Consider the following 25,835-nt stretch of genomic DNA (forward strand, 5'->3'; position numbering starts at 1 on the left):
GCCCGGCGGACAACGGCGCGGCACAGACCGCGCGCCCGCCACCCGCCGCAGACGCGGCAGAGGAGACAGACATGCCCAGACTCATCATCGCGGCCGCAATCGCCGCCGCGCTTGCAGCCGGATCCGTCCACGCCGCGGGCGTGCTCAAGATCGTCGTCCCATTCGCTCCCGGCGGCCCCGTGGACCAGGTCGCGCGGCTGGTCGCGCCCGACCTGGCCGCCGAACTGGGCGAGACCGTGGTCGTGGAGAACCGCGGCGGAGCCGGCGGCACCATCGGCGCCAACTACGTGGCCAAGTCCCGACCCGACGGGCAGACGCTGCTGGTCGCCACGCTCGGCTACGTCATGACCGCCGGCACCACGCCGGGGCTACCCTACGATCCGCGCAAGGACCTGACGCCCGTCTACCTGTTCGGGCAGGTGCAGAGCCTGCTGGTGGTGCGCAACTCGCTCGGCGCCTCGACGCCGGCCGAGCTCGTCGCGCTTGCCAAGTCCGGCAAGCCGCTCAGCTATGCGTCCAGCGGCGTGGGATCCACCATGCATATCGGCGGCGAACTCTTCAACCTGGCGACCGGCGCGCACGCCACGCACGTGCCGTATCGCGGCGCCGCTCCGGCGCTGGTGGACCTCATGGCCGGCCGGGTCGACATGCTCAACGCCGACGTGCCCGTGCTGCAGCCCTATGTGAAAGACGGCCGGGTCAAGGCCGTTGTCATCTACGACACAGAGCGCTCGCGCTATCTGCCCGGCGTGGAAAGCGCGCGCGAGGCCGGCCTGCCCGAACTGCAGATGAGCAATTGGTACGGCGTGCTGGCGCCCGCGGGCACGCCCGCCGACACGCGCAAACGTCTGGAGGCCGCGCTCGCCAAAGTCGTCGCCGCCCCGGCGCTGGCGCAACGGCTGGCCGACGCCGGCCTGAGCGGACCGCTCGACGCGGCGGCGTTCCAGGCCAAGCTCAACGCCGACCTGGACCGCTGGGTGCCCTTCATCCACAAGGCCGGCATCCGCACCGAATAGCCGCGAGGAGACCCCGCCATGCATCCGCCTGACCGCCCCTGCCGCCTGCTGGCGATCGGCCCGCTGCCCCCGGGGCTGCATGCCAGCCTGCGCGAACGCTACCAGCTCGTGGCGCTTTGGGAACAGCCGGACCCCGGCGCCTATCTGCGCGAGCACCGCGGCCGCTTCGATGGCGGCGTCACCATGTCGCGCCACGGCTGCACCGACGCCATGTTCGCCTGCTTCCCGGGCGGCGTGCTGGGCTGCTTCGGCGTCGGCTACGAAAGCGTGGACCTGGAAGCCGCCCGCCGCCATCGCGTGCAGGTCAGCACCACGCCAGACGTGCTGAACGATTGCGTGGCCGACCTGGCTTTCGCCCTGGTGCTGGCGGTGGCACGCCAGATCCCGGCCGCCGACCGCCACGTGCAGGCGGGGCGCTGGCCCACGGCCGCCTACCCGCTCGCCACGCGCGTCAGCGGCAAGCGGCTGGGCATCGTGGGGCTGGGCCGCATCGGCCAGGCCATCGCCCGGCGCGCCTCGGGCTTCGACATGGCACTGCGCTATCACGGCCGCGCGCCCAAGCCCGGCGCCGGCCTGGAATTCGAGCCCGATCTCGGCGCGCTCGCGCGCTGGTCGGACTTCCTGGTGCTGTCCTGCCCGGGCGGCGCCGCTACCCGGCGCCTGGTGTCGGCCGGCGTGCTGGATGCGCTTGGCCCAGAGGGCTACCTGATCAATATCTCGCGCGGCAGCGTCGTGGACGAGGCGGCGCTGGCGCAGGCCATCGCCCAAGGCCGCATCGCGGGCGCCGGCCTGGACGTCTACGCCGACGAACCCAAGGTGCCCGCCGCGCTGCTCGGGCGCGACAACGTCGTCACGCTGCCGCACATCGCCGCATCCACCCGCGAAACGCGCCATGCCATGGAGCGTTTGGTGCTGGACAACCTGCATGCCTATTTTGAAACCGGCGCCGTGCTGACGCCGCCCGCCTAGGGCCTATCCGATGATCATCGAACACCGCATCTACACATTGCCGCACGGGGGCATGGACGCCTACCTGGCGCGCTACCGCGAATTCGCATTGCCGCTGCAGATGAAGCACCTGGGCCGCCTGCTGGGATTCTTCGTCAGCGACATCGGCACCCTGAACCAGGTGCTGCACATCTGGGCCTACGACAGCATGGCCGACCGCGAAACGCGCCGCGCCGCGCTCGAGGCCGATCCCGAGTGGCAGGAATTCAAGCGCGGCAACCGCGGCACCTTCGCGGCGCAGCAGGTCTCCATCTGGCGTGCCGCGCCCTTCAGCCCGCGCCTGGTCTGAACGCATCCGGAGCCCCTGCATGCAAACGCCCAGCGCCCGCGAACTGGCCCGCAACCCGCTGCTGCGCCGGCTCGCCGACGGCGGGCTGGCGGCCTCGCTCATCGTGCGCCTGTGCGACGGCCCCGAGATCGGCCGCATCGCGGCCACCGCCGGCTTCGACGCGCTCTACGTGGACCTGGAGCATTCGTCCTTGCCGCTGCTCTCGGCCAGCCGCATCTGCAACGCCGCGCGGGATGCGGGCGTCACGCCGCTGGCGCGCGTGCCCGCCATCGACGCCGCGCTGATCGGCCGCGTCCTGGACGGCGGCGCGATGGGCATCATCGCGCCGCAGGTCGACAGCGCCGAGGACGCGGCGCGCGCCGTCGCCTGCTGCCGTTACCCGCCGCTGGGCAGGCGATCGGTGGCCGGCGGCCTGCCCGCCCTGCATTACCGTGACTACCCGCAGGCCGAAGTGCAGCAGGCCCTGGACGGCGGCGTGCTGGTGGCGGCCATGATCGAAAGCGCCGCGGCGCTGGAGGCCGTGGAAGCGATCGCGGCGGTGGAAGGGCTGCACATGCTGTTCATCGGCGCGCACGACCTGGCGGCGTCGCTGGGCGTGCCGGGCCAATGGGAGCATCCGGCGCTGCGCAACGCCCTGGCGCGCATCCGCCTCGCCTGCCGCGGGGCGGGCAAGGCGCTGGGCCTGGGCGGCCTGGCGGGCCAGCCCGCGCTACTGCGCGAGCTGGCCGCCGGACCGGGCGGATGCTTCGTGTCGATGGGCACGGATCTGTCCTGCCTGCTCGGCGCCGCCAGGCAGCGCGCCACGTTCGCGCACGCCCTCAGGCAAGGCTAGGCGCGGCGCCAAACGCATTAACAACGCTAATAGGACCCTCTGTTTATTTAATTGGTCCTGCCCTCCCCCGGACACTACAGTGTCACCGATCCATGGGAGGGAACACGTGTCGCAGCACCAAACACCCACACGCCGGACGCTGGATATCCTGGCAACCTTGATCGCATTTCCCACGGTCAGCCGGGATTCCAACCTGGGCCTAATCGAATGGGTGCGCGACCACCTGCGCAGGCAGGGCATCGGCGCGCGCCTCAGCTACGACGCCACCGGCGCCAAGGCCAACCTGTTCGCCACCATCGGGCCCGACCTGCCCGGCGGCATCGTGTTTTCGGGGCACACCGACGTCGTGCCGGTCGACGGACAGGATTGGAGTAGCGATCCCTTCAAGGCCCGCATCGCTGACGGACGCCTCTACGGCCGCGGCGCCTGCGACATGAAAGGCTTCCTCGCGGCCGTGCTCGCCTGCGTCGACCGCCTTGCCGCGGCGGAACTGCAGCGCCCCGTCCACCTGGCCTTCACCTACGACGAAGAGGTTGGCTGCAAAGGGGTCAGGACGCTCCTGGCCGATTTGCAGGCCGCGCGGATCTCGCCCGCGGCCTGTATCGTGGGCGAGCCCACCGACATGCAGGTCGTGACCGCGCACAAAGGCAGCCGCAACTACCGCTGCTGCGTCCGCGGCAAGGAGGCGCACGCATCCCGCACCCAGGACGGCGTCAACGCGATCGAGTACGCCGCGCGCCTCATCGGCCATATCCAGGACCTCGCCGACCAGTACGCCGAGGCGCCTCGAAGGAACAGCGCGTTCGATACGCCCTACGACACCCTGCAGACCGCGCTCGTCAACGGCGGGCTGGCGCGCAACATCGTTCCGCGCGACTGCGAATTCATCTTCGGCTACCGCTACCTGCCCGACAGCGACCCAGACCGCATCGTCGGCAGCGTGCAGGACTATGCCCGCGACCACATCCTGCCGCGCATGCGGCGCAAATTCGCCGCGGCCGACATCCTGTTCGAAAAGCAATCCGACAACCCTGCCCTGCGTCCTGGGCCCAACGCCGCCATCGCACGCTTCGTCATGGGGCTGTCCGGCGCGGGCTGCGCCGGCCCCCACGTCAGCTACATGACAGAAGGCGGGCTGTACCAGCAGGCCGGCGTTGCATCCGTCATCTGCGGGCCCGGCAGCATCGAACAGGCCCACCGGCCCGACGAATACGTGGAGCTGGGCCAGCTTGCCCGCTGCGAAGCCATGATTGCCGCGCTTGGCGAACACGCCGCCGAATTCCAGACCGATACGGAAACGACAGGAGAAGCCCGATGATCCCTCACGCGACACGCGCCCCGCGCCGCACGGCGGCCGCCATGGCCGCCGCGCTGCTGCTCCCCTTGTGCGCGCCGGGCGCGCACGCGGAAGCGCCCGCACCGCTCAACGACTATCCGCGGCAAGCCATTACGCTGGTCTCGCCCTTTCCTCCCGGCGGCGGCAACGACGGCGTCGCCCGGCTGCTGGCCAACGAGCTGGGGCGCATCACCGGCCAATCCGTCGTGGTGGAAAACCGGTCCGGCGCGGGCGGCAACATGGGAACCGCCGCCGTCGCCCGCGCCAAGCCCGACGGCTATACCCTCGTGCTTTCACAGAACAGCGTCATGGCGGTGAATCCCGCGATCTACAAGAACACCGGCTTCGACGCGCTGAAGGACTTCGCCCCGGTATCGCAGATCACCTCGGCCCCGCTCGCGCTCGTCGTCAGGAACGAAAGCCCGTACCGCACACTGGCGGACTACCTGAACGACGCCAAGGCGCGCCCCGGCGCCGTCACCTACGCCACGCCCGGCAACGGCACCCTGTCCCACCTGACCGGCGTGCTGCTGGCGCGACAGAAAGACCTGTCGCTCGTGCACGTGCCGTACCGCGGCGCAGGCCCCGCCGTCAACGATCTGCTGGGCGGCACCGTGGACATGCTCATCACCTCGCCGCCCTCCGTCGAATCCCTGGTCACCGGCGGCAAGCTGCGTGTGCTGGGCGTCACGCACGAAAGCCGCATCGGCGCGTTCGAAAAAGCGCCTACGCTGGCGGGGCAAGGCATCAAGGACGTCTCCATCGAAGGCTGGTACGGCGTCTTCGCCCCCGCCGGCACGCCGCCCGAACGCATCGCCTACCTCGCGTCGGCAATCAGCCAGGCGGCCCGCACCCCCGCCGTCCTCGACAAGATCCGCCAGGACGGCGCCGAAGTCGTCGCAAGCGACCCCGCCACCTTCGCGCGCAAGCTCCACGAGGAAACGACCTACTGGGCCGGCGTCGTCAAGAGCGCGAAACTCGCGGTCGACTGACCGCTCCGCGCCTCACTGCCGCAGCTGGTCGTCCTGCTCGATGGTGTCGAGCAGGACGCGCCTGAGCGCGCTGGTCAGATGGCTGCGCGCCTCGCTCTCGAACAGGCCCACGGCCCGATGCGCCGTCGGGTCGTCGAAATAGGTCACGCGCAGTCGCGGGTCGTCCTCCCAGCGGGCGGCCCGCGTGAGCGGCACGATGGTAATGCCGACGTCCTGCTGCACCAGCTCCACCATCGTCCGCAACGAATTGATTTCCAGGAACTCGCCGAACCGCAGGCGGTTCCTGCGCACGAAGGCGTCGATCAACGCCCCCGTATGCGTACTGCGCGAAGGCCGCAGGAACAGGCGGCGCTTCATCAGGCCGCCGATATCCGCCCGGCCGGCCGACTGGCGGTTCGCGATGAACACGAAAGGTTCGGTATAGAGCGGCGTCCATTGCGTGCCGGCAGGCAGCTTGTGGGCGTTCTTCACCGCGAGCGCCGCGTCCAGCTCGCCCGCGCGCACCCTCAGGGACAAGTCGCCGGAAAAGTTGATCGCGGGCTGCACTTTCAGTTTCGGGTGCGCTTCCCGCAGGATCAGGACGGCGCGCGCCAGGAACGCCATGGACGTCGCCACCGCGCCCACGTTGATGGATCCCACCACTTCGTGGTCGCCATCGGGGCCATCGCGCAGATCGTCGTACAGCGCCAGCAGCTGCTCCGCCCGCGGCAGCAGCCGGTGCCCGCTCTCGCTCAATGACACGATCTTTCCGCTGCGGTCGAACAGCGTCAGGCCCAGATCGTCTTCCAGCGCGCGCATCTGCAGGCTGACCGCGGCCGGCGTCAGCGATACACGCTCCGATGCCGCAGCGAAAGATCCGCTGCGCGCGACAGCGACGAAGGTGCGGAAGAAACGTATCGAACTCATCGGGCAGTCACCCTATTAGAAAGTAAACCTTTATATACCCCAAAGTAATTTTAGTTTTACTTCTTTATGACAGGACGTCAAAGTTACGCCGTTCCGCAACCGCGCCAGCGAACGCGGTCCCCGTCAACAGAATCGTCCCCTCCGCGCCGCCGCGGCAGGCGCCTGGACGTGAGCCATGAGCCCCATATGCTTCGCTTCGCACTAACGCGCATAGGAATGGCCATACCCACACTGCTGATCGTGTCGGTCGCCGTTTTCGTGCTTATCCGCCTGATCCCGGGAGACCCGGCCCAGTTGCTGCTGGGCGACCTGGCCGACCCCGCCAGCCTGGAGGACCTGCGCCAGCGCATGGGACTGGACCAGCCCTGGCCCACCCAATTCATGCTGTGGTTCAACAACCTGCTGCATGGCGACCTGGGGAATTCGATCACGACCGGCCAGGCCGTTCTGGCCCTGGTCTGGGACCGCTTCCTCGTCAGCGCCCCCATCGTGCTGGCCGCCGTGGCCGCCGCCACGCTGGTCGCCGTGCCGGCCGGCATCATCGCCGCCTGGCGCCAGAACCGGCCCACCGACATCGCGCTGGTCGGCGTGGCCACGCTGCTCGTGTCCATTCCCACCTTCTGGCTGGGCCTCCTGCTGCTGTTGCTGCTGGGGCTGAAGCTGGAATGGCTGCCGGTCGTCGGCTACGTGTCGGTCTCCGAGGATGCGGTCGCGGGCCTGCTGTACCTGGCCATGCCCATCCTGACGCTGTTCCTGCACGAGATCGGCGTGCTCATGCGCATGGCGCGGGCCAGCGCGCTGGAAGTGCTGCGCCTGGACTACGTCACCCATGCCCGCGCCAAGGGCCTGAGCGAAAGCGCCGTGCTGGCCCATCACGTCTTCAAGAACTCCTTCGGCCCCACCTGGACGCTCATCGGCCTGGTGCTGGGCAACCTGCTGGGCGGCATCGCCGTGGTCGAGACCGTGTTCACCATCCCCGGCCTGGGCCGCCTGCTGGTCGATTCGATCTTCGCGCGCGACTACCCGGTCATCCAGGGCTGCCTGCTGTTCGTCGCCGTCATCTACGTGCTGGTCAATCTGTTCGTCGACCTGCTCTATCCCGCTTTCGATCCCCGTGTAGGCGCGGAGTAACCCCATATGGAACTGACTGCCATCAAACCCGCGAAAACCCGGCGCCGCCGCCTTCCCGCCAATGCGGCGGTAGGCGGAGCCATCATCGCCATCGTCCTGGCCGCTGCCCTGCTGGGCGCGGTATGGACCCCGCGCGACCCGCTGGGCATCAGCTTCGCGTCCCGGCTCAAGCCGCCCAGCGCGCAGTTCTGGCTGGGCACCGACGAGTTCGGCCGCGACGTGCTCAGCCGCCTGATGGTAGGCGCGTCGACCAGCGTTTGGATCAGCCTGCTGACGGTGTCGTTCGCCGTCGTGCTGGGCACGGCGATCGGCGTGCTGACCGGTTTCGTGCGCGGCTGGACCGACCGCATCATCATGGCCTTCAACAACGCCCTGCTGGCCTTCCCCGGCCTGCTGCTGGCGCTGGGGCTGCTTGCCGTGGTCGGGGCCAACAAGTACGGCATCATCCTGGCGCTGGGCCTGGCGTACACCCCGTCCGTGACGCGCATCGTGCGCGGCACGGTGCTGTCCCTGCGCGAGCGCGAATTCATCGAGTCCTCGCGCGTGCTGGGCAATTCGGAGTGGTACACGATGGCGCGCCACGTGCTGCCGAACTGCGTCGCGCCGCTGACCGTGCTTGCGACCTCGATGTTCGGCTGGGTCATCCTGGCGGAAAGCGCCCTGTCCTTCCTGGGCCTGGGCGTGCCGCCGCCCGCGCCGACGTGGGGCAACATGCTGGCCTCAGCCCGCCCGTTCATGGCGCAGGCGACCTATCTCAGCATCTTCCCGGGGATCTGCATTTCGCTCACCCTGCTGGGCATCAATCTGCTGGGCGACGCCGTGCGCGACCGCCTCGACCCTCGCATGCGCACGGGTGAATGACATGACGACCAAGAACCAGAACGCCGCCGCAACGCTGGTGGATGTGAACGGCCTGACGCTGACGGTGGGCGCCGGCGGCAGGGAAATCGTCAAGCGGGTCAGCTTCTCCATCAAGCCCGGGGAACTCGTCGGCATCGTCGGCGAATCCGGCAGCGGCAAGACCCAGGCGGCGCGCGCGTTGCTGGGCCTTACACCCCCGCCGTTGGTGCGTTCGGCCGGCACGATCACCTTCGAAGGCGTATCGCTGACGGATGCCCGCCCGGCCGCCTTGCGCAAGCTGCGCGGCGCGCGCATCGGCATGGTGTTCCAGGAGCCCATGACCTCGCTCAACCCGTCCATGAAGATCGGCCGCCAGCTCGATGAAGGATTGGCGCTGCACCGCAAGGAACTGCCCCCTGCCCTGCGCAAGCAGATGATCCTGGCCATGCTGGCGCGGGTCGGCCTGCGCGATCCGGCCTCCGCCCTGGAGGCCTGGCCGCACGAGTTTTCCGGCGGCATGCGCCAGCGCATGATGCTTGCGGCCGTGATGCTGCTGGAGCCCGCCCTGCTGGTCGCCGACGAACCCACCACCGCGCTGGACGCCGTGGTCCAGCGCGACGTGCTGGAACTGATGCTGGAACTGACGCGCGACCGGAACACGGCGGTGCTGATGATCAGCCACGACCTGCCGATGGTGGCGCAGTACACCGAGCGCATGATCGTCATGCGCCACGGGGAAATCGTCGAAAGCGGCACCACCCGGCAGATTCTGGACCGCCCCGCGCACCCGTACACCCGCCAGCTGCTGGCCGCCATGCCCCACCGGGAGCCGGCCCGGTCGATCCCGCCGGAAGCGCCCATTGTCGACGTGCGGGGGCTGCTCGTCGACTACGCGGGCCGCCAGCGCCTGTTCGGCCGCACGGCCGCCAAACGCGCGCTGCACGGCATAGACCTGCAGATCCGTCCGCGCGAAGTCGTGGCGGTGGTCGGCGGGTCGGGCTCCGGCAAAACCACGCTGGGCCGCGCCATCGCCGGGCTGCTGGCTCCCACGGACGGCGGCATCTACTTCCGGGGCAGGCCCATCGCACAGGCGGGCGCCGCCTGGAACGACTATCGCCTCAATTGCCAGATGGTGTTCCAGGACCCGTACTCGTCGTTGAACCCGCGCATGACCGTCGGCGAACTCACCGCCGAAGGCCTGCGCCAGGTGATCGGCATGTCGGGCGCCCAGAAGATGGCCCGCGTCGACGCCGTGCTGGGCGAGGTGGGCCTGGGCCCCGAGTACGCCCGGCGCTATCCCCATGAATTGTCCGGAGGGCAGCGCCAGCGCGTGGCGATCGCCCGCGCCATCGTCCGCCGGCCCGCTTTCGTGATCGCCGACGAGCCTGTCTCGGCGCTCGACGTCACGGTGCGCGCCCAGGTGCTCAAACTCTTCGCCGAGCTGCAACAGCGCCATGGCTTCTCCTGCCTGTTCATCAGCCACGACCTGGGCGTGGTCGAACAGGTCGCGGACCGCGTGGTCGTAATGCAGGACGGCAAGATCGTCGAGCAGGGCCCGCGCGACCAGATCTTCGACGCCCCCCAACACCCCTACACCCGCAAGCTGCTCTCTGCCATTCCCGCCCTCGAGCCCAACGAGAACGGCGGCGTGCGCCTGAAGTGGCGATTCGATCAATGACCCCCGGCGACCCGGGACCATAGGAACAAACATGGAAGCAGAAGCATTCTTCCCACTGGTGGAAGTATCCGGCACGCCTTATGAGCGGGGATTGCAGCACGGCCGCCTGGTGCCCGCGCGCGTCAAGCGCAGCGCCGACATCTATGCCCGGGCGCTGCAGCAGCTCCAGTTCTCGCCGGCGGATCTGCAACGTCTCATCGCCCGCTTCTCACGCTCCATCGAGGACTTCGAGCCTGCCTACCTGGAAGAGATGCGCGGCATTGCCGCCGGCGCGGGCGTCTCGTTCGAGGACGTGCTGATGATCAACGCACGCACCGAGATCGTGGCGCAGGCCCGCCGCGCCCGCAAGGCGGGCGGCGCGGAACCCGGGAGCGACGAGTGCACGGGCGCCGCCATCCTCCCGGGCCGCAGCGCCAATGGCAACTTCCTGCAAGGCCAGAACTGGGACAACCGCCAGGATTGCGCCGACACCATCATCATCCTGCGCCTCTTGCGCGAAGATGGCCCGGATGTGCTGACCTTCGTCGAGGCGGGCGGACTGGCGCGCTACGGCATGAACTCCGCGGGCATCGCCTTGAACGGCAACGGCATGTCTTCCAGCCGCGACTACCAGCAGAACGGCGTGCCGCTGCCGCTGGTGCGCCGCAAGGCGCTGGAGCAGGAGCATTACGCGCTGGCGCTGCAGGCCGTGACCGCCACGCCCAAGGCTTGCTCGTGCAATCTCATCCTGGGCACGCAGTTGGGCTTCGCGCTGAGCCTGGAATGCGCGCCGGACGAAACCTTCCTCGTCTACCCCGAAGACGGCCTGCTGGTCCACGCCAATCACTGGGTCAGCCCCGTCGCGCTCGGCAAGCTGAAGGAAACCGGCATCGCCGGTTCGCCCGAGAGCCTTTATCGCGACCAGCGCGTCCGCCAGCACCTGGCCGCCGCCGGCCGCAGCCTCGGCACGCGCGATCTCAAGGCGGCCTTCGCGGACACGCACGCCACGCCCTTCTCCGTCTGCCGGCCAGGCAGGGTCAGCGCCCAGGGCTACCCGTCCTGCACCACGGCCACCCTGATCATGGAACCCGCCGCCGGCATCCTGGAAGTGGCGCGCATGCCCTGGCGCCACACCGCCTACGCCCGCTATTCGCTGGAGCGGGGCTCCCCGCTTTCCTTCTGAACGTCTCCTGGCAGAAAACCGATCTCATCAAGGACCCACCATGAAACGACCTCTGTATGCGCTTACCGCCCTGGCCACCCTCTTGACGGCCGCGACGCCATCCCTGGCCGCCACGGTATTGCGCGTCCACCAGGACGCGGACATCCGCAGCAGCGATCCCGGCGTGAACCGCGACGCCAATACCGACACGGTAGTGCTGCATACCGTGGAAGGCCTGGTGGGCTACAACGCGAAAGGCCAGGCCTCGCCGCTGCTCGCCGAGAAGATCGACGTCTCCGAGGACGGCAAGACCTATACCTTCCACCTGCGCCAGGGCGTGACCTTCCATAACGGCGCCCCCTTGACCGCCGATGACGTGGTCTGGAGCTGGAACCGCTACATGAATCCCAAGACCGGCTGGCGCTGCCTCACCGATTTCGACGGCCGCATCGGGCTGAAGGTCGAAAGCGCCACCGCCGCCGATCCGGCCACCGTCGTCTTCAAGCTGAACAAGGCGGCGCCGCTGTTCCTGGATTCGCTGGCCCGCAACGACTGCGGCATGACCGCCATCACGCACCGGGACTCGGTCAAGGCCGACGGCACCTGGGACAAGCCGATCGGCACCGGCCCCTTCCGCTTCGCCGAATGGCGCCGGCGCGAATACATCAGCCTGACGCGCTTCGAGAACTATGCGAACCGGCCCGGCCAGCGCGACGGCTATGTGGGCTCCAAGCGCCCGCTGGTCGACGAAGTGCGCTTCCTCGTCATTTCTGACCCGGCCACGGCCAAGACCGCCCTGGCGAGCGGCGCCATCGACCTGATGTCGAAAGTGCCTTATTCCGAGGTCGCGGAACTGGCCCAGAACCAGGCCATCGGCACCACCGTCGTGCCGCAGCTCGCTCCGTCCACCCTGACGATCCAGACCCGCGACAAGCTGCTCTCCAACCCCTATCTGCGCCAGGCCATCGCCGCGGCGCTGAACTACAAGGAGCTGGTGGCCGGCGTTACCTACGGCCTGGCCGAACCCAACAACTCGCTGGTTCCCGTGGTGTCGCCCTACTACGGCGACGCCGAAAAGCAGGGCTACGCCTACGACCCGGCCAAGGCCAAGGCCCTGCTCGCGAAGGCCGGATACAAAGGCGAGAGGATCGTCATCTCGACCAATAAGCGCAACTTGCCGAACTACGACGCGGCGGTCATCACCCAGGCGATGCTGCAGCAGGCCGGCATCAATGCCGACATCGAAGTGCTGGAATGGGGCGCCCAGCAGGACAAGTGGCAAAAGGGCAACTACCAGATGATGTCCTTCTCGTACTCCAGCCGCATGGATCCCGCCCTCAGCTACGAAGCCGTCACCGGCGACAAGGCCACCCAGCCGCGCAAGCTGTGGGACGACCCCGGCGCCCGCGCGCTGCTTGACAAGGCGACCAACACCACCGCTCCCGCCGAACGCCAGGCCTTGCTGGACCAGTTGCACCGGCTGATGCTCGAACAGGTCCCCATCATCCCGCTGTTCAACACTCTGAGCACCGGCGCATACCGCAAGAACGTCAAAGGCTTCGAATCGTCGATTTTCGGCACGCCGCAGCTCTGGGAAGTGTCGAAGACCGACTAGGAACGCAGCCATGAATCACACGCTTTATCTGCTGGGCGACATCAACCTCAAGGGCGTCGACGACGCCACCGGCCTGTTCGATCGGATCCGCCAGCCCCTGCTGGCGGCGGACCTGGTCTTCGCGAACCTGGAATGCTGCCTGTACGACCTGCCCGAGCATGCGCAGGAGCGCCGGGGCTTCTACACTTCACCCCGCCATGCCCAGGCCTTGCGCGACGCGGGCCTCCAGGCGGTAGGCAACGCCAACAACGTCAACATTGGCCACGAAGCCGTGCTGTCGTCGCTGGCCGCCCTCCGGGCCGCGTCCCTGCCCAGCGTCGGCGCGGGCGCGGATTCCACCGCCGCGCGCGCGCCATTGATCGAAGTGCGCGATGGCGTGCGCTACGGCTTCCTGCAGCGCACCGCGGTGTACTGGCCGGACAACCACGAAGCCGGCGCCCACCAGGCCGGCGTCGCCATCATCAAGGCCCATACCGCCTACCGCCCGCGCCTGGAGACACAGGCGGCGCGCACGCGCCCGGGCGTTCCTCCCGAAGTCCTGACCTGGGCCTGCCCCGAATCGCTGGCGCAGTTCCGCGCCGACGTGGCGGCGCTGCGCGCCCAGGCGGACGTGGTGGTCGCCTCGCTGCACTGGGGCTATCGCCGCGAAGTCCTGCAATACCAGCGCGAATACGCGCACGCGGCCATCGAGGCCGGCGCCGACCTCGTGCTGGGACACGGCCCCCACATGATCCTGCCCGTCGAACTGCACCAAGGCAGGCCGATTCTCTACGGCAGCGGCAATTTCTCGTTCCAGGTGGCGCACCAGGCCGATGCGCACACCGAATGGACTGGCATGATCGCCCGCGTGGAGGTCCGCGACGCGCGCCCGGCTGCCCTGCAATTCAGTTTCGTCCAGCGCAATCCGGCCAACCAGACCGTGCTCGCGCCCGCATCCGCCGTGGCGCCGGAACGCGATCTCCTCGTCCAGTCCTCCGCCGCGCTGGGCGCAAGGCTGTCCGCCGATGGCGACGGCCTGCGCCTCGAACTCGATGGCCGCGCCCAATCCTGAACCCCGCCCCCTATCGCATCCCCCTATGAAATACGCCCCTTTTCCCCTCGTCTCCATCTCCGGCAGCCCCTATGAACGCGGCCTGCAATACGGCAAGGCCGTGCCCGCGCGAATCGCCCACAGCGCTCGCCATTACCGCGGCGAACTCGACAAGCTCGGCATGAGCCCGGCGGCCCAGGCCGCGCTGATCAAGGAATTCGCCGACCAGATCCAGGGATTCGATCCCGCGCACACGGAAGAGATGCGCGGCATCGCGGAGGGCGCCGGCTGCGACTTCGACGACGTCGCCCTGATCAACGCCCGCACGGAAGTCATCGCCAAGGCGCGCCTGCTGGCCAGGATGGGCAATGTGGATCCCGCCGAGGGCGAATGCACCGCCGCGCTCGTCATGCCCGCGCGCAGCGCGACGGGCCAGCTGATCCACGCCCACAACTGGGACTGGGATCCGGACGCCTGCGACAGCACCATCGTGCTGCGCGTCACCCTCGAAACCGGCCTGGTCTTCCTGACCCTGGTCGAGGCCGGCGGCCTAGCGCGGCACGGCTTCAACTCAGCCGGCATCGGCCTTACCGGCAACTACCTCAGCAGCGACCGCGACTATACGCAGTCGGGCGTGCCCTTGAGCAGCGTGCGGCGCGCGGTGCTCTGCCAGGAGCACGTGGCCATCGCCATGCAGCTGATCGCCGCCACGCCGAAAGCATGTTCCAGCAACATGATCGTCAGCCAGGCCGGCTGGGTGATCGACTTCGAATGCGCGCCGGACGAGAGCTTCACGCTGCTGCCCCAGGACGGCATCCTGACCCACTCCAACCATTTCATGAGCGAAGTGGCATTGGGCAAGCTGCGCGAGGCGGGGCTGAAGAACGCCGTGGACACCTACTACCGGGCCTGGCGCGTGCGCGAACTGCTGGAGGCTTGCGGCCCGCGGATCGCCGTGGCCGACGTGCGGCGCGCCCTAGGCGACGACTGGGCGACCCCCTATTCCGTCTGCCGGCCGCCCCGCGGCACGTTGACCGGCGGCCGCACCGCCACCGTCGCCACCCTGGTGCTGGACACCGCCGGCGGCACCATGGATATCGCCGTCATGCCGTCGTTCGGCCAGTCGTTCACGCGCTACGGCCTGGCGGGCGACGCCCATTCCATCGACTGATCCCACGTCCACTGGAACCGCTCCCGTGAAAAAGAACCTCATCGCCCTGGCGCTGGCCGCCGCATGCGCCGCAGGACCGGCCGCCGCCTCGGCCCGGCCCCTGACCGTCGTCCTGAACGCCGACATCCGCAGTACCAATCCCGGCGTGAACCGCGACGGCAACACCGATGGCGTCATGCTCAACATCGTGGAAGGCCTGGTCGGCTACGGCGCCGACGGGCTGGTCAAGCCCCTGCTGGCCGAGCGCATCGCGCTATCGGACGACGGGTTGACCTATACCTTCACCCTGCGTTCCGGCGTGCATTTCCACAACGGCGCGCCGCTCACGTCCGCCGAAGTGCTGTGGAGCTGGGAGCGCTACATGATGCCCGCCACGGATTGGCGCTGCCGCAGCGAGTTCGACGGGCGCAACGGCTTGAAGGTGACCGACGTCAGCGCGCCCGATCCGCGCACCTTCGTGATGCGCATCAACAAGCCCCAGGCCCTGTTCCTGGACTCGCTGGCGCGCACCGACTGCGCCATGGCCGGCGTCATCCACCCCGATTCGCTGAATCCGGACGGCAGCTGGAAATCCCCCGTGGGCACCGGCCCGTACAAACTGGCCGGCTGGACGCGCGGCCAGCAGATCAGCCTCAGCCGCTACACCGATTACGTCTCGCCGCCCGGCGATGCCCCCGACGGCGCCACCGGCAAGAAGGAAGCCCTCGTCGACGAAGTGCGCTTCCTGATCGTTCCCGACGCGTCCACCATCAAGGCAGGCCTGGCCTCGGGCGCGCTGGATATCGCCAAGGTCCAGAACATCGACGTGCCCGAGGTGACCAGGAACGGGCGGCTGTCCATCGCCGAAGACCTGACGGGCGGGCGCAACGCCATCCTGTTCCAGACCCGCGATCCGCTGATGTCCAACCCGAAGTTGCGCCAGGCCCTGGCGGCGGCCATCGACGTCGCACAGGTCGTCGCCCTGGTCACGGACGGCAAAGGCATACCCAACGGCTCCACGGTGAAGACCGGTTCGTACTACTACAGCGACACGCAGAAAAAACGCGCGGCCTTCGACCCCGCCCGGGCCCGCGCCCTGCTCAAGGAGGCCGGCTACAAGGGCGAGCGGATCCGCATCACCACCAACAACCGCGAGAACATTCCCAGCCTGAACGTGGCGATCGTAGTGCAGCAGATGCTGCGCGAAGTCGGCGTGGAATCCGACATCGATATCGTCGAATGGGGCACTCACATGGACCGTTTCCTGAAGGGGAACTACCAGGTCATGGTCCATTCGTACTCTTCGCGCATCGATCCCGCCTTGAGCTTCGAGCATTTCACCGGCCCCAAGGCTACGCAGCCGCGCAAGGTCTGGGACAGCCCCAAGGCGCAATCCCTGCTCGAGCAGGCGGCCGTGGTGTCCGACACGCGGGAGCGCCAGCGGCTGTTCGACGCGCTGCACCTGCAGATGCTGGACGAGGTGCCTCTCATCATGCTGTTCAACCCGATGGAGCCCTGGGCGGTATCGCGCAAGGTCCGGGGGTTCCAGCCCTGGGAAGGCATGCCGCGCCTCTGGGGAGTGTCTTTCCAGCCCTAGAATTGTGTCAAAACCTGGCGTGACCGCGCAGCCCGGGCGCACGCGATACGCCTGGAAACATCCGGACAAACCCCCGCGGAAAGGCGCGCCTACGATGTGTGGCTCGATGCGCGCCGCCGATGCGCGCCAGGAGCCCGGATGCGCGCATTGCACTCGCTCAAAACCCGTGTCGCGGCCCGCCTCGCCAGCGTCGGCGCGTTGGTCGCCGCCGCCAGCGTGGCGCTCTACGGCGCCTACGGCAAGATCAATCGCAGCACCGAGCCGGTATTCAGCCCCGGCGCCGCCATCCAGACCGGCCAATGGCACGTGGTGCCGCGCCGCGCCTGGACCTCGGCGGCCCGGACCTACGGCGTGCCGTTGAAGCCCGGAACCACCGCCCTGGTGCTCGAGGCGGACCTCACCAACCGCACCGCCGAATCCAGCAGCGACTATCTCGGCGTATTCCACTGGAGGGCCCCGGCGGGCACAACCATCGGCAAGCCCATCGTGGTCGGCCTGCGCGATACGCAGCAGATGCCCTACCTGCAGCCCGGGCTGCCCGAGCGCGTCGCCTTCATCTGGATGCTGCCGCCCGCCGCCGCGGCGCCTTCGCAGGCCGCCTTCGGGGTAGAAAGCAAAACCTATAAGCCCATCGACAACCTGTACGGCGCGCCCGGCTGGTTCAACCCCGCCATCCTGGGGCGGGTCGAGCTGCCCGTGGCCCGCGACGGCGCCCAGGAGCCGGCCTCGTGAGCGCGCGCCTGGGCTCCTTGCTGCTGATCCTTGTCGCGGCGCTGGCGCTGTACGCCATGCAGCGCAGCACGCCGCGCTACATGGAGCTGACCGGTCCCGTCGTCGAACGCGGCGCCATGGGCAGGGCCGTGGACACCCGCCTGTTCGAAGCCACGGTGCAGCGTGTGCAGTTCGCGCAGCGGCTGGACTACCAGCGCCTGGGCAAAGTCCAGACCCGCGAGACGGGCGGCGTCTGGGCCATCGTGTGGCTGCGCCTGGCCGCCGCCGACACCTCGGCCACCGTCGCCGAAGCCGCCTGGCTCGGCCCCGACGGCCTGGTCTACCGCCACACCGACCGCCTCTCGCTCGCGCGCGGCGTGCCGCCCTATTTCCTGGATCCAGGACTGCCGCGCACCGTGCGGCTGGTGTTCGAGATCCGCCCGGACCAGGCGCGCGGCGCCACGCTCCTGCTCTCCTCGCGCTACGCCCCGCGCCTGGATTCGCAAGCCCGCATCGCGCTGGACGACGTGCCGGTCGATGCCGATGGCCGGCCGCAAGCCGTGGCCCGCTACGACCTGGACCAGGAGACCGCCCCTTGAACGAGGTCCAACACGACGAGCGCCGCTGGCGCCGCCGCAGTCTCTGGCTGCTGCCGCCGCTGATCCTGCTGATCCTGTACTGGAACGGCCACGAAAACGCGGCCCGCTGGCTGGAGGGGCGCGAGCTGCGTCCGCAAGACGTGGCCGCCGGCGCGCAGGCGCCGCTGGGCGGCGTCCAGTGGCGCCTGCATGAATTCAGCACCCTGAAACCGCCGGCGAATAGGGGTTGGCTGCCCGGCTCGCGCGCCGCCCTGGCCGTCTTCAAGGTCCATGTGGAATCCTCCGATCTGCCCACGCGCTGGCGCGGCTGCCGGATCGCCCTGCACGACGCGCGCGGGCGCACCTGGCTGCCCGCCATCGATCCGGTGCTGCGCGTGCCGCCGACGGCGGCGCGCGGCTGCGTGGCCGCGGCCCACCGCGGCGCCTTGCCCGGTTCGAGCCTCGACATCATCGAGGCCTTCATGGTGCCGCCCGACGCGGTCCCGCCCTGGTCGCTGTCCATCTCCATGGACAGCAGCCGGCCGGACTACCTGCGTTTCACGCCCCCGGCAACGACGCCGCCGGCAGCGGACTGACAGGCCCGCGCCAAATCGGATCAGGCCGCCGGCACGGCCGCCGCGCGGCGCGATTGCCAGGGCGCGAACGCGGTTTCCAGCACGGCGGCCAGGAAGCAGATGCGCAGGGGCTCGATCAGCACGCCCGTGGACGAATCCCGGAATGGGCTGCCGAACAGCAGCGACACCCCCTGCCCCAGCACCTGCCACGTATCCAGGTCGTGCGGCCCGATCAGGCGGGCCGCGCCGTACCACAGCCATGCCGCGCCCCAATCGATCAGGCGATACCCCACGATCAGCGTCACCAGCAGCAGCGTGCCGCTATGGAAGGCCAGGCGCACGCCATTGGCCAGCGGCAGATAGCGCTTGCGATAGCCCGCCACGAAATGCTCGATGAAATCGCGCAGGAAGCGCGGCACTGAACGATAGCGCTCGCCCAGGCGCTGCAGCCGGTCGTAGCGCCGCAGTTCCGCGTCCTCGCGCACATCGTAGCCATAGACCAGCGCCGCCATCACCAGCCAGACGACGGGCAGCAAGGCATAGAAAAACAGGCGGGTCAGCGCCGCGCCCCAGGTCGGGCCCTGCGCCTCCACCGGCACCATGCCGGCCGACCATGCGTTCGAAATGGGCGTCAGCGCGTTCAGCAGGGACTGCAGCAGCGTCTCCAGCCCGCGTTTGTCGGCCAGCCATTGCCAGGCCTGGTCCTTCCAGCGGCTGATCACGTAAAGGCCGATAAGAATCCAGTTGGTTTCGCACAGCACCACCAGCCACTGCCAGCCGCCGCGCTTGGTGCGGTCGCGCGCCGCCACTGCCGCCTTGCGCACCAGCCAGGAAATCGCCACCGACACCAGCAGCCAGCGCGAATCCAGCGCATCCAGCACCTGGCCGTGCTCGCCCAGGGGATCCAGCCCGTAGGCCAGCCGCGAATACTGCCGCACCGTATCGCCCAGGAATCCCCACGCCGCGTAATAGGCAAAGAACGGCAGCAGAGCCACCGTCAGCGCCTGTCCCAGGCGCCCCTTCTCTGCGCCCCCCGCCGCGCCGCCCGAACGCGCCGCTTCCTGCGCCCCGCGCAAGGCCGGCAGCCCGGGCAGCAGCACGAGGAACATGGCCACCGTCGTCACCAGCTGGGTCAGCGCAACCAGCGTCAGCACCGCCAGGCCGGACAGATGGTTGGCGAATCCGGTATGCACCGCCACCCACAGCAAGACATCGTGGGCCAGCGCTCCGGCCAGCACCATCGCCATCAATTGCGGCCAGAACCGCAGCCACAGCCTGCCGGTGAGCGCCCACGGCGCGAGAACGGGTTCGAGCATTTCGCCACCCTATCGTTGCGCGGATAGAAGCGGTCGATCTTAATGCCGCGCCGCGGAGCGGATTGTTACCGCTTGCCACGATTGCGCACAGGGTGTCAGCGGCGCCGGAACCGGCGCGGCGACCTTGAACCGCACCTGCATCACGCGTGCTTGCTGATCGCCCTGGCCGCCCGGATCACCAGCGGACCCAGCTCGTTGCGCGCGCGCTCCAGCGACCAGCGGGGCTTCGGCACCGAGATGTTCAGCGCGCCCATGGGCAACCCCTTGTCGTCGTAGATCACCGCGGCCACATTCAGGTCCCCCGCGAAGAACTCCTCGTCCGCATAGGCGTACTGGTCCCGCCGGGCTTCGTCGATGAATGCGCGCAGCGTGGCGATGTCGGTGGTGCTGCGCGGCGTGTGCTTGATGCGCGCAACGCTGCGCAGCTTGCGGTCCAGTTCCGCGGGCGGCAACAGCGCCCATAACGCGCGGCCGGACGCCGACGCCACGCATGGAATCCGCGTGCCTGCCGGCATGTATTCCGGAATGTGCCGGGACGGCGCCACGCGCATCACGAAAACCATGTTGTCCTGGTCGTCGGGCACGCCCAGGTTGACGATCTCGCCGCACTCCTGGTTGACCTGGTGCAGAACGGCGTGGGCATGCTGAAAGGTGGGTTGCCGATAAAGATAGCTGTACCCCAGCCCAACCGCCTTGACGGTCACGCTATAGCGCTTGGTGCGCGGATCCTTGAACAGATAGCCGCTTTGCTCCAGCGTGTAGGCCACGCGCTGCGCCGAGCCCATGGTGATGCCGTTTTCGCGCGCGATCTCCTGCAGCGTCAGCGATGCATGGGTGCGAAATGACGCCAGCACGGCCAGGCCTTTTTCCAGCGACTGGATCATTAATGCGGAAGGTTCGGACATCTGGACTCCATGCCGGGAAAAGCGAACGCTGTGACGGCGGGCCCCAGGGAAACCCTAAATTGTCCCGCCAGCAGGCGCGCAGTATAAAAACGCCAGAGATATCTCTATCCGTATTTTGTTATCGCATAGCGATAAAACCATACAACGGGCTGACAACGCAAGTGTCGATTTCCCCGGATTTGATGCGCTCCCCTCCATCGCCCGTACTGCCCGCGGCGGTCGACGTGGCAATCATCGGCGCCGGCATCATCGGCGTAAGCACCGCGTATGCCCTGGCCCGTGCCGGCGTGCGCGTCGCAGTCCTTGAGAAAGGCACGGTGGCGTGCGAACAGTCCTCGCGCAATTGGGGATGGGTGCGCACGCTGGGCCGGGATTTTCCCGAGGTTCCGCTGGCGCTGCGCGCGAACCAGCTGTGGGGCCAGATCCAGGACCAGATCGATGTCGGCTTCCGCCGCAGCGGCATTCTGTATCTGCAGGAGTCCGACGCCGATGCGGCCGGGCACCAGGCATGGATCGACGGCGCGCGCGCCTATGGCATCGATGCCAGGCTGCTGGACAGCCGCGAGGCCCGCGGCTTGCTGCCGCAGACCGCGCGCGGCTGGACCGGCGCCCTGTACAGCGCCACCGATGGCGTGGCCGAACCGCAGCTTGCCGCCCCCGCCATCGCAACGCTGGCGCGCGCCGCGGGCGCGCAAATCCTGGAAGGTTGCGCCGTACGCGGCGTGGAACTGTCCGCCGGCCGCGTTTCCGCGGTGCTCACCGAACATGGACGCATCGCCGCCTCCTCCGTGCTGGTCGCCGCCGGCGCATGGTCGCGGCTGTTCTGCGGCAATCTGGGCGCCGATTTTCCCCAATTGAAAGTCCGGGGTTCGGTGCTGCGCACCTCGCCCGTCGAGGCGGGCCCGGCTGCCGCGGTCAATGGCAAGAACTTCACCTGCCGCAGGCGCGCCGACGGCGGCTATACGGTGTCGCAGTTCGGCGCGTCGATGGCCGACGTGGTGCCGGACAGCTTCCGGCTCATGCGCCACTTCCTGCGTTCCTGGCTCGCCAACCGCGACTTCGTGCGGTTGCGCTTCGGCAAACGGTTCTTTGAAGAATTGGGAATTCCGCGCCATTTCCCCGCGGACCGCGCCTCGCCGTTCGAGCGGTATCGCGTGCTGGATCCACCCCCGTCGGAACGCGGTATCGAACAGGCCTGGAGCCGGCTGGTGCATGCGTTTCCCGTGTTCCGCCACGCGCGCATCCTGCAGTCATGGGCCGGCTATATCGACGTGACCCCGGACGCCATGCCGGTCATGGACGCGGTGCCGCGCCTGCCCGGCCTGTACCTGGCGTCGGGGTTTTCGGGACACGGCTTCGGCATCGGCCCCGCGGCTGGCGAAGCCATGGCGCAGCTGATCCAGGGCCAGACGCCCGCCATCGATCTGCACCCATTCCGCTACGGCCGCTACCGCCCCTAGGAGATGCCCCTCATGTTCGCTTGCGCATTGGCCTTACTGCATCCACGGCGGCTCGCCCGCCGCGCCGCCGCGGCGTCGGGCCTGGCTGCCCTGATCGCGCTGGCCCAGCCCTGCACGGCCCTCGCCGCCGACGCCTGGCCCGACAAACCCATCCGCATGATCGTCGGCTATCCGCCGGGCGCCGGTACCGACACCGTGGCGCGCGTGCTGGCGCAGCAGCTGGGCAAACAACTGAAACAGCCGGTCGTCGTGGAGAACCGCGCCGGCGCCAGCGGCACCATCGCCACCCAGCAGGTCATCCGGTCCGAACCCGACGGCTACACGATCCTGTTCGCGACCGCATCGCCCCTGACCGGCGCGCCCCTGACGGTCAAGGGGCTGACCTACGATCCGATGAATGACCTGATCCCCGTGTCCCGCATCGGCGGCGGCCCGTTCATCCTGGTCGCCAACCCGGCGTTTCCGCCGAACACGCTGCCGGAACTGGTCGCCTACGCGCGCGCGCATCCAGGCGTCGTCAACTACGCCTCGCCCGGCGTGATGACCGCCAATTATTTTTTCTCCGAACAGCTGAACATGGATGCGGGCATCAAGACCGTGCACGTGCCCTACAAGGGCAGCGCCGCCCTGCTGAACGACGTCATGGCCGGACAGGTGCAATACACGCTGGACACTCCGGGCACCACCCTGCCCCTGATCAAGTCGGGCAAGCTCAAGGCGCTGGCGATTTTCAGCGAGAAGCGCCTGGATCGCGCGCCCGGCATCCCCACCGCCAAGGAAAGCGGATTCCCCAACATGGTGGGTGGCTCCTGGTATGGGCTGCTGCTGCCCAAGGGCACGCCGCCGGAGATCGTCGACGCGCTCTACAAGGCCACCAAGATCGCCCTGTCCGGCGAGGAAGTGCGCCACGCCATGGAAGAACGCGACGTGATCATCGAAGGCAGCACGCCGGACCAGTTCCGGACCTATCTGCATGCCGAATTCAAGCGCTGGCAAGACGTGACCGAGAAACTGGGCATCAAACCGCAGTGACCTGCCTGCCCCGCCCCCGCGCGCAACGCGCGCCTGCGCACACCGCCCCATATCGGAGACCTCGATGCCCGCAACGCCCTACGCGCCCGATCTGACCTCGGGCAGCGCCCCCACCTCCATGCGGCCCACGCTGGCCGGCCTGAACCACATGATCTCGGCTGGCCACTACCTGGCCACGCAGGCCGGCATGGACATCCTGCAGGCCGGCGGCAACGCGGTCGATGCGGGCGTGGCAGCCGGGATCGCGCTGAGCGTCGTGCAAAGCGACATCGTGAACTTCGGCGGCGTCGCGCCCATCCTGGTCTACCAGGCCAGCACGGGCCGCGTGTCCAGCATCTCTGGCCTGGGCTATTGGCCCCAGGCGGCCCGGCTGGAAACATTCCTGGAAAAGCACGGCGGCACGATACCGGCCGGCGTCCTGCGCACCGTCATTCCAGCGGCGCCCGACGCCTGGATTACTGCCCTGGAACGCTTCGGCACGATGCGCTTCAGCGACGTCGCCGCCGGTGCGATACGGCTGGCCCGCGACGGCTTCGTCATGTACCCGCTGATGGCGGAAGTCCTGGCCGAGAACGAAAAGAACTACGCCCGCTGGGCTTCCAGCGCGGCCATCTACCTGCCCGGCGGCAAACCGCCGGCCGCGGGGTCCATCTTCCGCCAGGCCGATCTGGCCGCCAGCCTCCAGTACATGGCCGACGAAGAACGTCTGCGCCAGGGCCAGGGCCGCCTGGCTGGCCTGGCCGCCGCCCGCCGCGCCTTCTACGAAGGCGACATAGCCGCCGCCATCGTCAAGTACCACAAGGAAGAAGGCGGCCTCGTCACCCACGACGACCTGCGAACCTTCTCCGTCGACGTCGACCCCGCGCTCGTTACCGACTTCCGCGGCACCCAAGTCCACAGTTGCGGCTTCTGGTGCCAGGGGCCGTCGCTGCTGCAGATGCTGAACATCCTGGAGCCGCGCGACCTGCGCGCGCTGGGCCACAACACCGCGCCCTATATCCATCTGCTCACCGAAACCATCAAGCTGGCCTTCGCCGACCGCGAAGTGCATTACGCCGATCCGCGCCACACGCAGGTTCCGCAGATGGCGCTGCTGTCCAAAGCGTATGCGCGCGCCCGGCTCGCGCTGATCGACCCCGATCGCGCCGGCCCCGATATGCCGCCCGCCGGCCGCCTGCCCGATGCGCGCGACATCGACCTGCGCCCCGCCGGCCCCGGCGACATGACCCGCACCGATCCCAGGCTGGACACCTCCTACGTTGCCGTGGTCGACAAGGAAGGCAACGCCTTCTCCGCCACGCCCAGCGACGGCTCGTACAACATCCCCGTCATCCCGGGCACCGGCATCTGCGCCTCCGGGCGCGGCAGCCAGTCCTGGGCCGAAGCCGGCCACCCCTGCGCCATCGGCCCGGGCCGCCGCCCCCGGCTGACCCCGAACCCGTCCCTGGCCATCCGCCCCGGCCAGTACGTCATGCCCTTCGGCACCCCCGGCGGCGACGTGCAATGCCAGGCCATGCTGCAGACCTTCCTCAACATGGAGGTCTTCGGCATGGAGGTGCAACAGGCCGTCGAAGCCCCGCGCTTCGCCACCTTCAGCTTCCCCTCCTCGTTCGAACCGCACAACGCCATGCCGGGCCGCCTCATGATCGAGGACTTGGTCGCGCGCGAGGTCGGCGACCGGTTGGCGGCCATGGGACACACGGTCAAATGGTGGCAAGACCGCAGTTGGCGCGCCGGCGCCATGTGCGCGGTCAGGCACGATCTGGCCTCCGGTATCCGCTACGGCGGCGCCGACCCCAGGCGGCCGGCCTATGCGGCGGGGTGGTAGGTTCCCGATAGGGTACGATCCGGGCTTCTGAAGCGCCAGGAACGACAATGCTGGAGACCCTACTTGCCCACGTGCCGCTGGAGGCACTCGCCGTCAGAATGCTTGCCACGGCGTTCGTCGTCATGGCCGTATCCTGGGCAGTGGGCGCCTTCGGTCCGCTTATCGGCGGCGCGTTGGCGGGGCTCCCGATCATCCTCGGGCCGGGGTTCTACTTCCTGTCCGCGCAGGCCTCCCCGGCGTTCGTCGCGCAGACCGCCGCCTATGCGCTGCTCTCGCTCTGCGCCACGCAGTGCTTCCTGCTGGCCTACATCGCCACGGCGGAGAAAACCCGTCCATGGACGTGTCTGGCCTACGCCGTCGGCGCCTGGCTCCTGGCGGCGCTCGTACTGCGCCTGCTCCCGGCGTCTGCGTTGTCCGGCGGCATCATGTTCGTCCTGGTCACCGGCCTGTGCCTGCGCGCCGGCCGGCGGTTCCTCATGCCCCGCGGCCCGGCCAGGGGAAAAGCCGGATTCGGCCTCCTCCTCCTGCGCGGCCTGCTTGCCGGCATGCTGGTTGCCGCCGTCACCACCGCAAGCCAATGGCTGGGCGCCACCGGCGCCGGCCTGCTGCTGGCCTTTCCCATCGGCTACAGCGTGGTCGCGGTAACGATCCATCAGAAACTCGGCAGCGCAAACCTCATCGCCACCCTCTACGCCGCGCTGCTCGGCACGGCCAGCCTGGCCAGCTTCTGCGCCGCGCTCGCGCTTGCCGCCGCGCATTGGACGGCCAACGCCGCGCTCGCCGCCGCCTTGATGGTCTCCATGAGCCTCACGCTGGGGCTGGTGCTCCGGCGGCGGGCCGTGGCGGCGCGCGCCTAGCGCAGGCTGCGT

The 25,835-nt window shown here is 68.8% G+C and carries 24 protein-coding genes; 21 read left to right on the forward strand and 3 right to left on the reverse strand.

The features are described 5' to 3' along the window. Positions 1-71: 71 nt before the first annotated feature. From AGI3411_RS15705 to AGI3411_RS15730, 6 genes are all read left to right on the forward strand, one after another. Positions 72-1,016 (forward strand): Bug family tripartite tricarboxylate transporter substrate binding protein, encoded by a 945-nt coding sequence (locus AGI3411_RS15705; protein ID WP_129528301.1) that lies wholly within the window; start codon positions 72-74, stop codon positions 1,014-1,016. Positions 1,017-1,034: 18 nt separating this feature from the next. Continuing rightward, complete coding sequence (locus AGI3411_RS15710; protein ID WP_129528302.1) at positions 1,035-1,985, forward strand: 2-hydroxyacid dehydrogenase; 951 nt, start codon at positions 1,035-1,037, stop codon at positions 1,983-1,985. A gap of 10 nt (positions 1,986-1,995) precedes the next feature. Continuing rightward, the gene (locus AGI3411_RS15715) at positions 1,996-2,313 is read left to right on the forward strand and encodes an NIPSNAP family protein (protein WP_129528303.1); all 318 of its coding nucleotides are present in this window, start codon (positions 1,996-1,998) and stop codon (positions 2,311-2,313) included. A 19-nt stretch (positions 2,314-2,332) separates the two neighbouring features. Beyond that, the gene (locus AGI3411_RS15720; protein ID WP_129528304.1) at positions 2,333-3,145 is read left to right on the forward strand and encodes an HpcH/HpaI aldolase family protein; all 813 of its coding nucleotides are present in this window, start codon (positions 2,333-2,335) and stop codon (positions 3,143-3,145) included. A gap of 106 nt (positions 3,146-3,251) precedes the next feature. Beyond that, positions 3,252-4,463 (forward strand): acetylornithine deacetylase, encoded by a 1,212-nt coding sequence (argE, locus tag AGI3411_RS15725; RefSeq protein WP_129528305.1) that lies wholly within the window; start codon positions 3,252-3,254, stop codon positions 4,461-4,463. Further along, on the forward strand, positions 4,460-5,473 hold the full coding sequence (locus AGI3411_RS15730; RefSeq protein ID WP_129528306.1) for a Bug family tripartite tricarboxylate transporter substrate binding protein: 1,014 nt from the start codon (positions 4,460-4,462) through the stop codon (positions 5,471-5,473). The genes argE and AGI3411_RS15730 overlap by 4 nt, the downstream gene beginning before the upstream one ends. A gap of 12 nt (positions 5,474-5,485) precedes the next feature. Here AGI3411_RS15730 and AGI3411_RS15735 read toward each other — a convergent pair whose 3' ends face one another. Continuing rightward, entirely contained in the window at positions 5,486-6,379 is an 894-nt protein-coding gene (locus AGI3411_RS15735; RefSeq protein ID WP_129528307.1) for a LysR substrate-binding domain-containing protein, read from the reverse strand. A 186-nt stretch (positions 6,380-6,565) separates the two neighbouring features. Here AGI3411_RS15735 and AGI3411_RS15740 point away from each other — a divergent pair, with 186 nt between their 5' ends. The 11 genes from AGI3411_RS15740 (at position 6,566) to AGI3411_RS15790 (ending at position 18,446) form a co-directional block, all read left to right on the forward strand. Continuing rightward, entirely contained in the window at positions 6,566-7,510 is a 945-nt protein-coding gene (locus tag AGI3411_RS15740) for an ABC transporter permease (RefSeq protein WP_129528308.1), read from the forward strand. A 6-nt stretch (positions 7,511-7,516) separates the two neighbouring features. Further along, positions 7,517-8,371 (forward strand): ABC transporter permease, encoded by an 855-nt coding sequence (locus tag AGI3411_RS15745; RefSeq protein WP_129528309.1) that lies wholly within the window; start codon positions 7,517-7,519, stop codon positions 8,369-8,371. A gap of 1 nt (position 8,372) precedes the next feature. Continuing rightward, the gene (locus AGI3411_RS15750) at positions 8,373-10,028 is read left to right on the forward strand and encodes an ABC transporter ATP-binding protein (RefSeq protein ID WP_129528310.1); all 1,656 of its coding nucleotides are present in this window, start codon (positions 8,373-8,375) and stop codon (positions 10,026-10,028) included. Between the two features lie 31 nt (positions 10,029-10,059). Continuing rightward, positions 10,060-11,190 carry a C45 family autoproteolytic acyltransferase/hydrolase gene (locus AGI3411_RS15755; RefSeq protein ID WP_129528311.1) on the forward strand — a complete coding sequence of 377 codons (1,131 nt, stop codon included), beginning with the start codon at positions 10,060-10,062 and terminating at the stop codon, positions 11,188-11,190. Between the two features lie 40 nt (positions 11,191-11,230). After that, positions 11,231-12,784: an ABC transporter substrate-binding protein gene (locus AGI3411_RS15760; RefSeq protein WP_129528312.1), complete on the forward strand. Its 1,554-nt coding sequence runs from the start codon at positions 11,231-11,233 to the stop codon at positions 12,782-12,784. Between the two features lie 10 nt (positions 12,785-12,794). Beyond that, positions 12,795-13,835, forward strand: coding sequence for a CapA family protein (locus AGI3411_RS15765; RefSeq protein ID WP_129528313.1), 1,041 nt, complete (start codon positions 12,795-12,797; stop codon positions 13,833-13,835). 25 nt (positions 13,836-13,860) lie between these two features. Further along, the gene (locus AGI3411_RS15770) at positions 13,861-14,985 is read left to right on the forward strand and encodes a C45 family autoproteolytic acyltransferase/hydrolase (protein ID WP_129528314.1); all 1,125 of its coding nucleotides are present in this window, start codon (positions 13,861-13,863) and stop codon (positions 14,983-14,985) included. 25 nt (positions 14,986-15,010) lie between these two features. After that, positions 15,011-16,561 carry an ABC transporter substrate-binding protein gene (locus AGI3411_RS15775; protein ID WP_129528315.1) on the forward strand — a complete coding sequence of 517 codons (1,551 nt, stop codon included), beginning with the start codon at positions 15,011-15,013 and terminating at the stop codon, positions 16,559-16,561. A 138-nt stretch (positions 16,562-16,699) separates the two neighbouring features. Continuing rightward, the gene (locus tag AGI3411_RS15780; protein WP_129528316.1) at positions 16,700-17,293 is read left to right on the forward strand and encodes a hypothetical protein; all 594 of its coding nucleotides are present in this window, start codon (positions 16,700-16,702) and stop codon (positions 17,291-17,293) included. After that, positions 17,290-17,871, forward strand: coding sequence for a hypothetical protein (locus AGI3411_RS15785; RefSeq protein WP_129528317.1), 582 nt, complete (start codon positions 17,290-17,292; stop codon positions 17,869-17,871). Before AGI3411_RS15780 ends, AGI3411_RS15785 begins: the two co-directional genes overlap by 4 nt. Beyond that, positions 17,868-18,446 (forward strand): hypothetical protein, encoded by a 579-nt coding sequence (locus tag AGI3411_RS15790; RefSeq protein ID WP_129528318.1) that lies wholly within the window; start codon positions 17,868-17,870, stop codon positions 18,444-18,446. Before AGI3411_RS15785 ends, AGI3411_RS15790 begins: the two co-directional genes overlap by 4 nt. A gap of 20 nt (positions 18,447-18,466) precedes the next feature. Here the strand turns inward: AGI3411_RS15790 and AGI3411_RS15795 are convergent, their stop codons facing one another. Together AGI3411_RS15795 and AGI3411_RS15800 are read right to left on the reverse strand one after the other, a co-directional pair. Next, the gene (locus tag AGI3411_RS15795; protein WP_129528319.1) at positions 18,467-19,741 is read right to left on the reverse strand and encodes a hypothetical protein; all 1,275 of its coding nucleotides are present in this window, start codon (positions 19,739-19,741) and stop codon (positions 18,467-18,469) included. A 140-nt stretch (positions 19,742-19,881) separates the two neighbouring features. Beyond that, entirely contained in the window at positions 19,882-20,646 is a 765-nt protein-coding gene (locus AGI3411_RS15800; protein WP_244240368.1) for an IclR family transcriptional regulator, read from the reverse strand. A 182-nt stretch (positions 20,647-20,828) separates the two neighbouring features. On the opposite strand from AGI3411_RS15800, the gene AGI3411_RS15805 reads away from it, so the two are divergent. From AGI3411_RS15805 to AGI3411_RS15820, 4 genes are all read left to right on the forward strand, one after another. After that, positions 20,829-22,106, forward strand: a complete 1,278-nt coding sequence (locus AGI3411_RS15805; RefSeq protein ID WP_129528320.1) for an NAD(P)/FAD-dependent oxidoreductase — start codon at positions 20,829-20,831, stop codon at positions 22,104-22,106. A 12-nt stretch (positions 22,107-22,118) separates the two neighbouring features. Beyond that, positions 22,119-23,138 (forward strand): Bug family tripartite tricarboxylate transporter substrate binding protein, encoded by a 1,020-nt coding sequence (locus tag AGI3411_RS15810; protein WP_165359186.1) that lies wholly within the window; start codon positions 22,119-22,121, stop codon positions 23,136-23,138. A 64-nt stretch (positions 23,139-23,202) separates the two neighbouring features. Continuing rightward, a complete protein-coding gene (locus AGI3411_RS15815) occupies positions 23,203-24,966 on the forward strand; it encodes a gamma-glutamyltransferase family protein (protein WP_129528322.1) in 1,764 nt (587 codons plus the stop codon). Between the two features lie 47 nt (positions 24,967-25,013). Beyond that, a complete protein-coding gene (locus AGI3411_RS15820; protein ID WP_129528323.1) occupies positions 25,014-25,823 on the forward strand; it encodes a hypothetical protein in 810 nt (269 codons plus the stop codon). Positions 25,824-25,835 lie beyond the last annotated feature (12 nt).

It is taken from the genome of Achromobacter agilis (assembly GCF_900496965.1).
Taxonomy (GTDB): Bacteria; Pseudomonadota; Gammaproteobacteria; order Burkholderiales; family Burkholderiaceae_B; genus Achromobacter; species Achromobacter agilis.

Coding starts and splice junctions, on each gene's coding strand:
- AGI3411_RS15780 (WP_129528316.1), top strand. CDS start 16,700: ATGCGCGCATTGCACTCGCTCAAAACCCGTGTCGCGGCCCGCCTCGCC.
- AGI3411_RS15795 (WP_129528319.1), bottom strand. CDS start 19,741: ATGCTCGAACCCGTTCTCGCGCCGTGGGCGCTCACCGGCAGGCTGTGG.
- AGI3411_RS15735 (WP_129528307.1), bottom strand. CDS start 6,379: ATGAGTTCGATACGTTTCTTCCGCACCTTCGTCGCTGTCGCGCGCAGC.
- AGI3411_RS15720 (WP_129528304.1), top strand. CDS start 2,333: ATGCAAACGCCCAGCGCCCGCGAACTGGCCCGCAACCCGCTGCTGCGC.
- AGI3411_RS15760 (WP_129528312.1), top strand. CDS start 11,231: ATGAAACGACCTCTGTATGCGCTTACCGCCCTGGCCACCCTCTTGACG.
- AGI3411_RS15710 (WP_129528302.1), top strand. CDS start 1,035: ATGCATCCGCCTGACCGCCCCTGCCGCCTGCTGGCGATCGGCCCGCTG.
- AGI3411_RS15805 (WP_129528320.1), top strand. CDS start 20,829: ATGCGCTCCCCTCCATCGCCCGTACTGCCCGCGGCGGTCGACGTGGCA.
- AGI3411_RS15745 (WP_129528309.1), top strand. CDS start 7,517: ATGGAACTGACTGCCATCAAACCCGCGAAAACCCGGCGCCGCCGCCTT.
- AGI3411_RS15730 (WP_129528306.1), top strand. CDS start 4,460: ATGATCCCTCACGCGACACGCGCCCCGCGCCGCACGGCGGCCGCCATG.
- AGI3411_RS15800 (WP_244240368.1), bottom strand. CDS start 20,646: ATGTCCGAACCTTCCGCATTAATGATCCAGTCGCTGGAAAAAGGCCTG.
- AGI3411_RS15750 (WP_129528310.1), top strand. CDS start 8,373: ATGACGACCAAGAACCAGAACGCCGCCGCAACGCTGGTGGATGTGAAC.
- AGI3411_RS15705 (WP_129528301.1), top strand. CDS start 72: ATGCCCAGACTCATCATCGCGGCCGCAATCGCCGCCGCGCTTGCAGCC.
- AGI3411_RS15810 (WP_165359186.1), top strand. CDS start 22,119: ATGTTCGCTTGCGCATTGGCCTTACTGCATCCACGGCGGCTCGCCCGC.
- AGI3411_RS15740 (WP_129528308.1), top strand. CDS start 6,566: ATGCTTCGCTTCGCACTAACGCGCATAGGAATGGCCATACCCACACTG.
- AGI3411_RS15715 (WP_129528303.1), top strand. CDS start 1,996: ATGATCATCGAACACCGCATCTACACATTGCCGCACGGGGGCATGGAC.
- AGI3411_RS15815 (WP_129528322.1), top strand. CDS start 23,203: ATGCCCGCAACGCCCTACGCGCCCGATCTGACCTCGGGCAGCGCCCCC.
- AGI3411_RS15765 (WP_129528313.1), top strand. CDS start 12,795: ATGAATCACACGCTTTATCTGCTGGGCGACATCAACCTCAAGGGCGTC.
- AGI3411_RS15820 (WP_129528323.1), top strand. CDS start 25,014: ATGCTGGAGACCCTACTTGCCCACGTGCCGCTGGAGGCACTCGCCGTC.
- AGI3411_RS15755 (WP_129528311.1), top strand. CDS start 10,060: ATGGAAGCAGAAGCATTCTTCCCACTGGTGGAAGTATCCGGCACGCCT.
- AGI3411_RS15770 (WP_129528314.1), top strand. CDS start 13,861: ATGAAATACGCCCCTTTTCCCCTCGTCTCCATCTCCGGCAGCCCCTAT.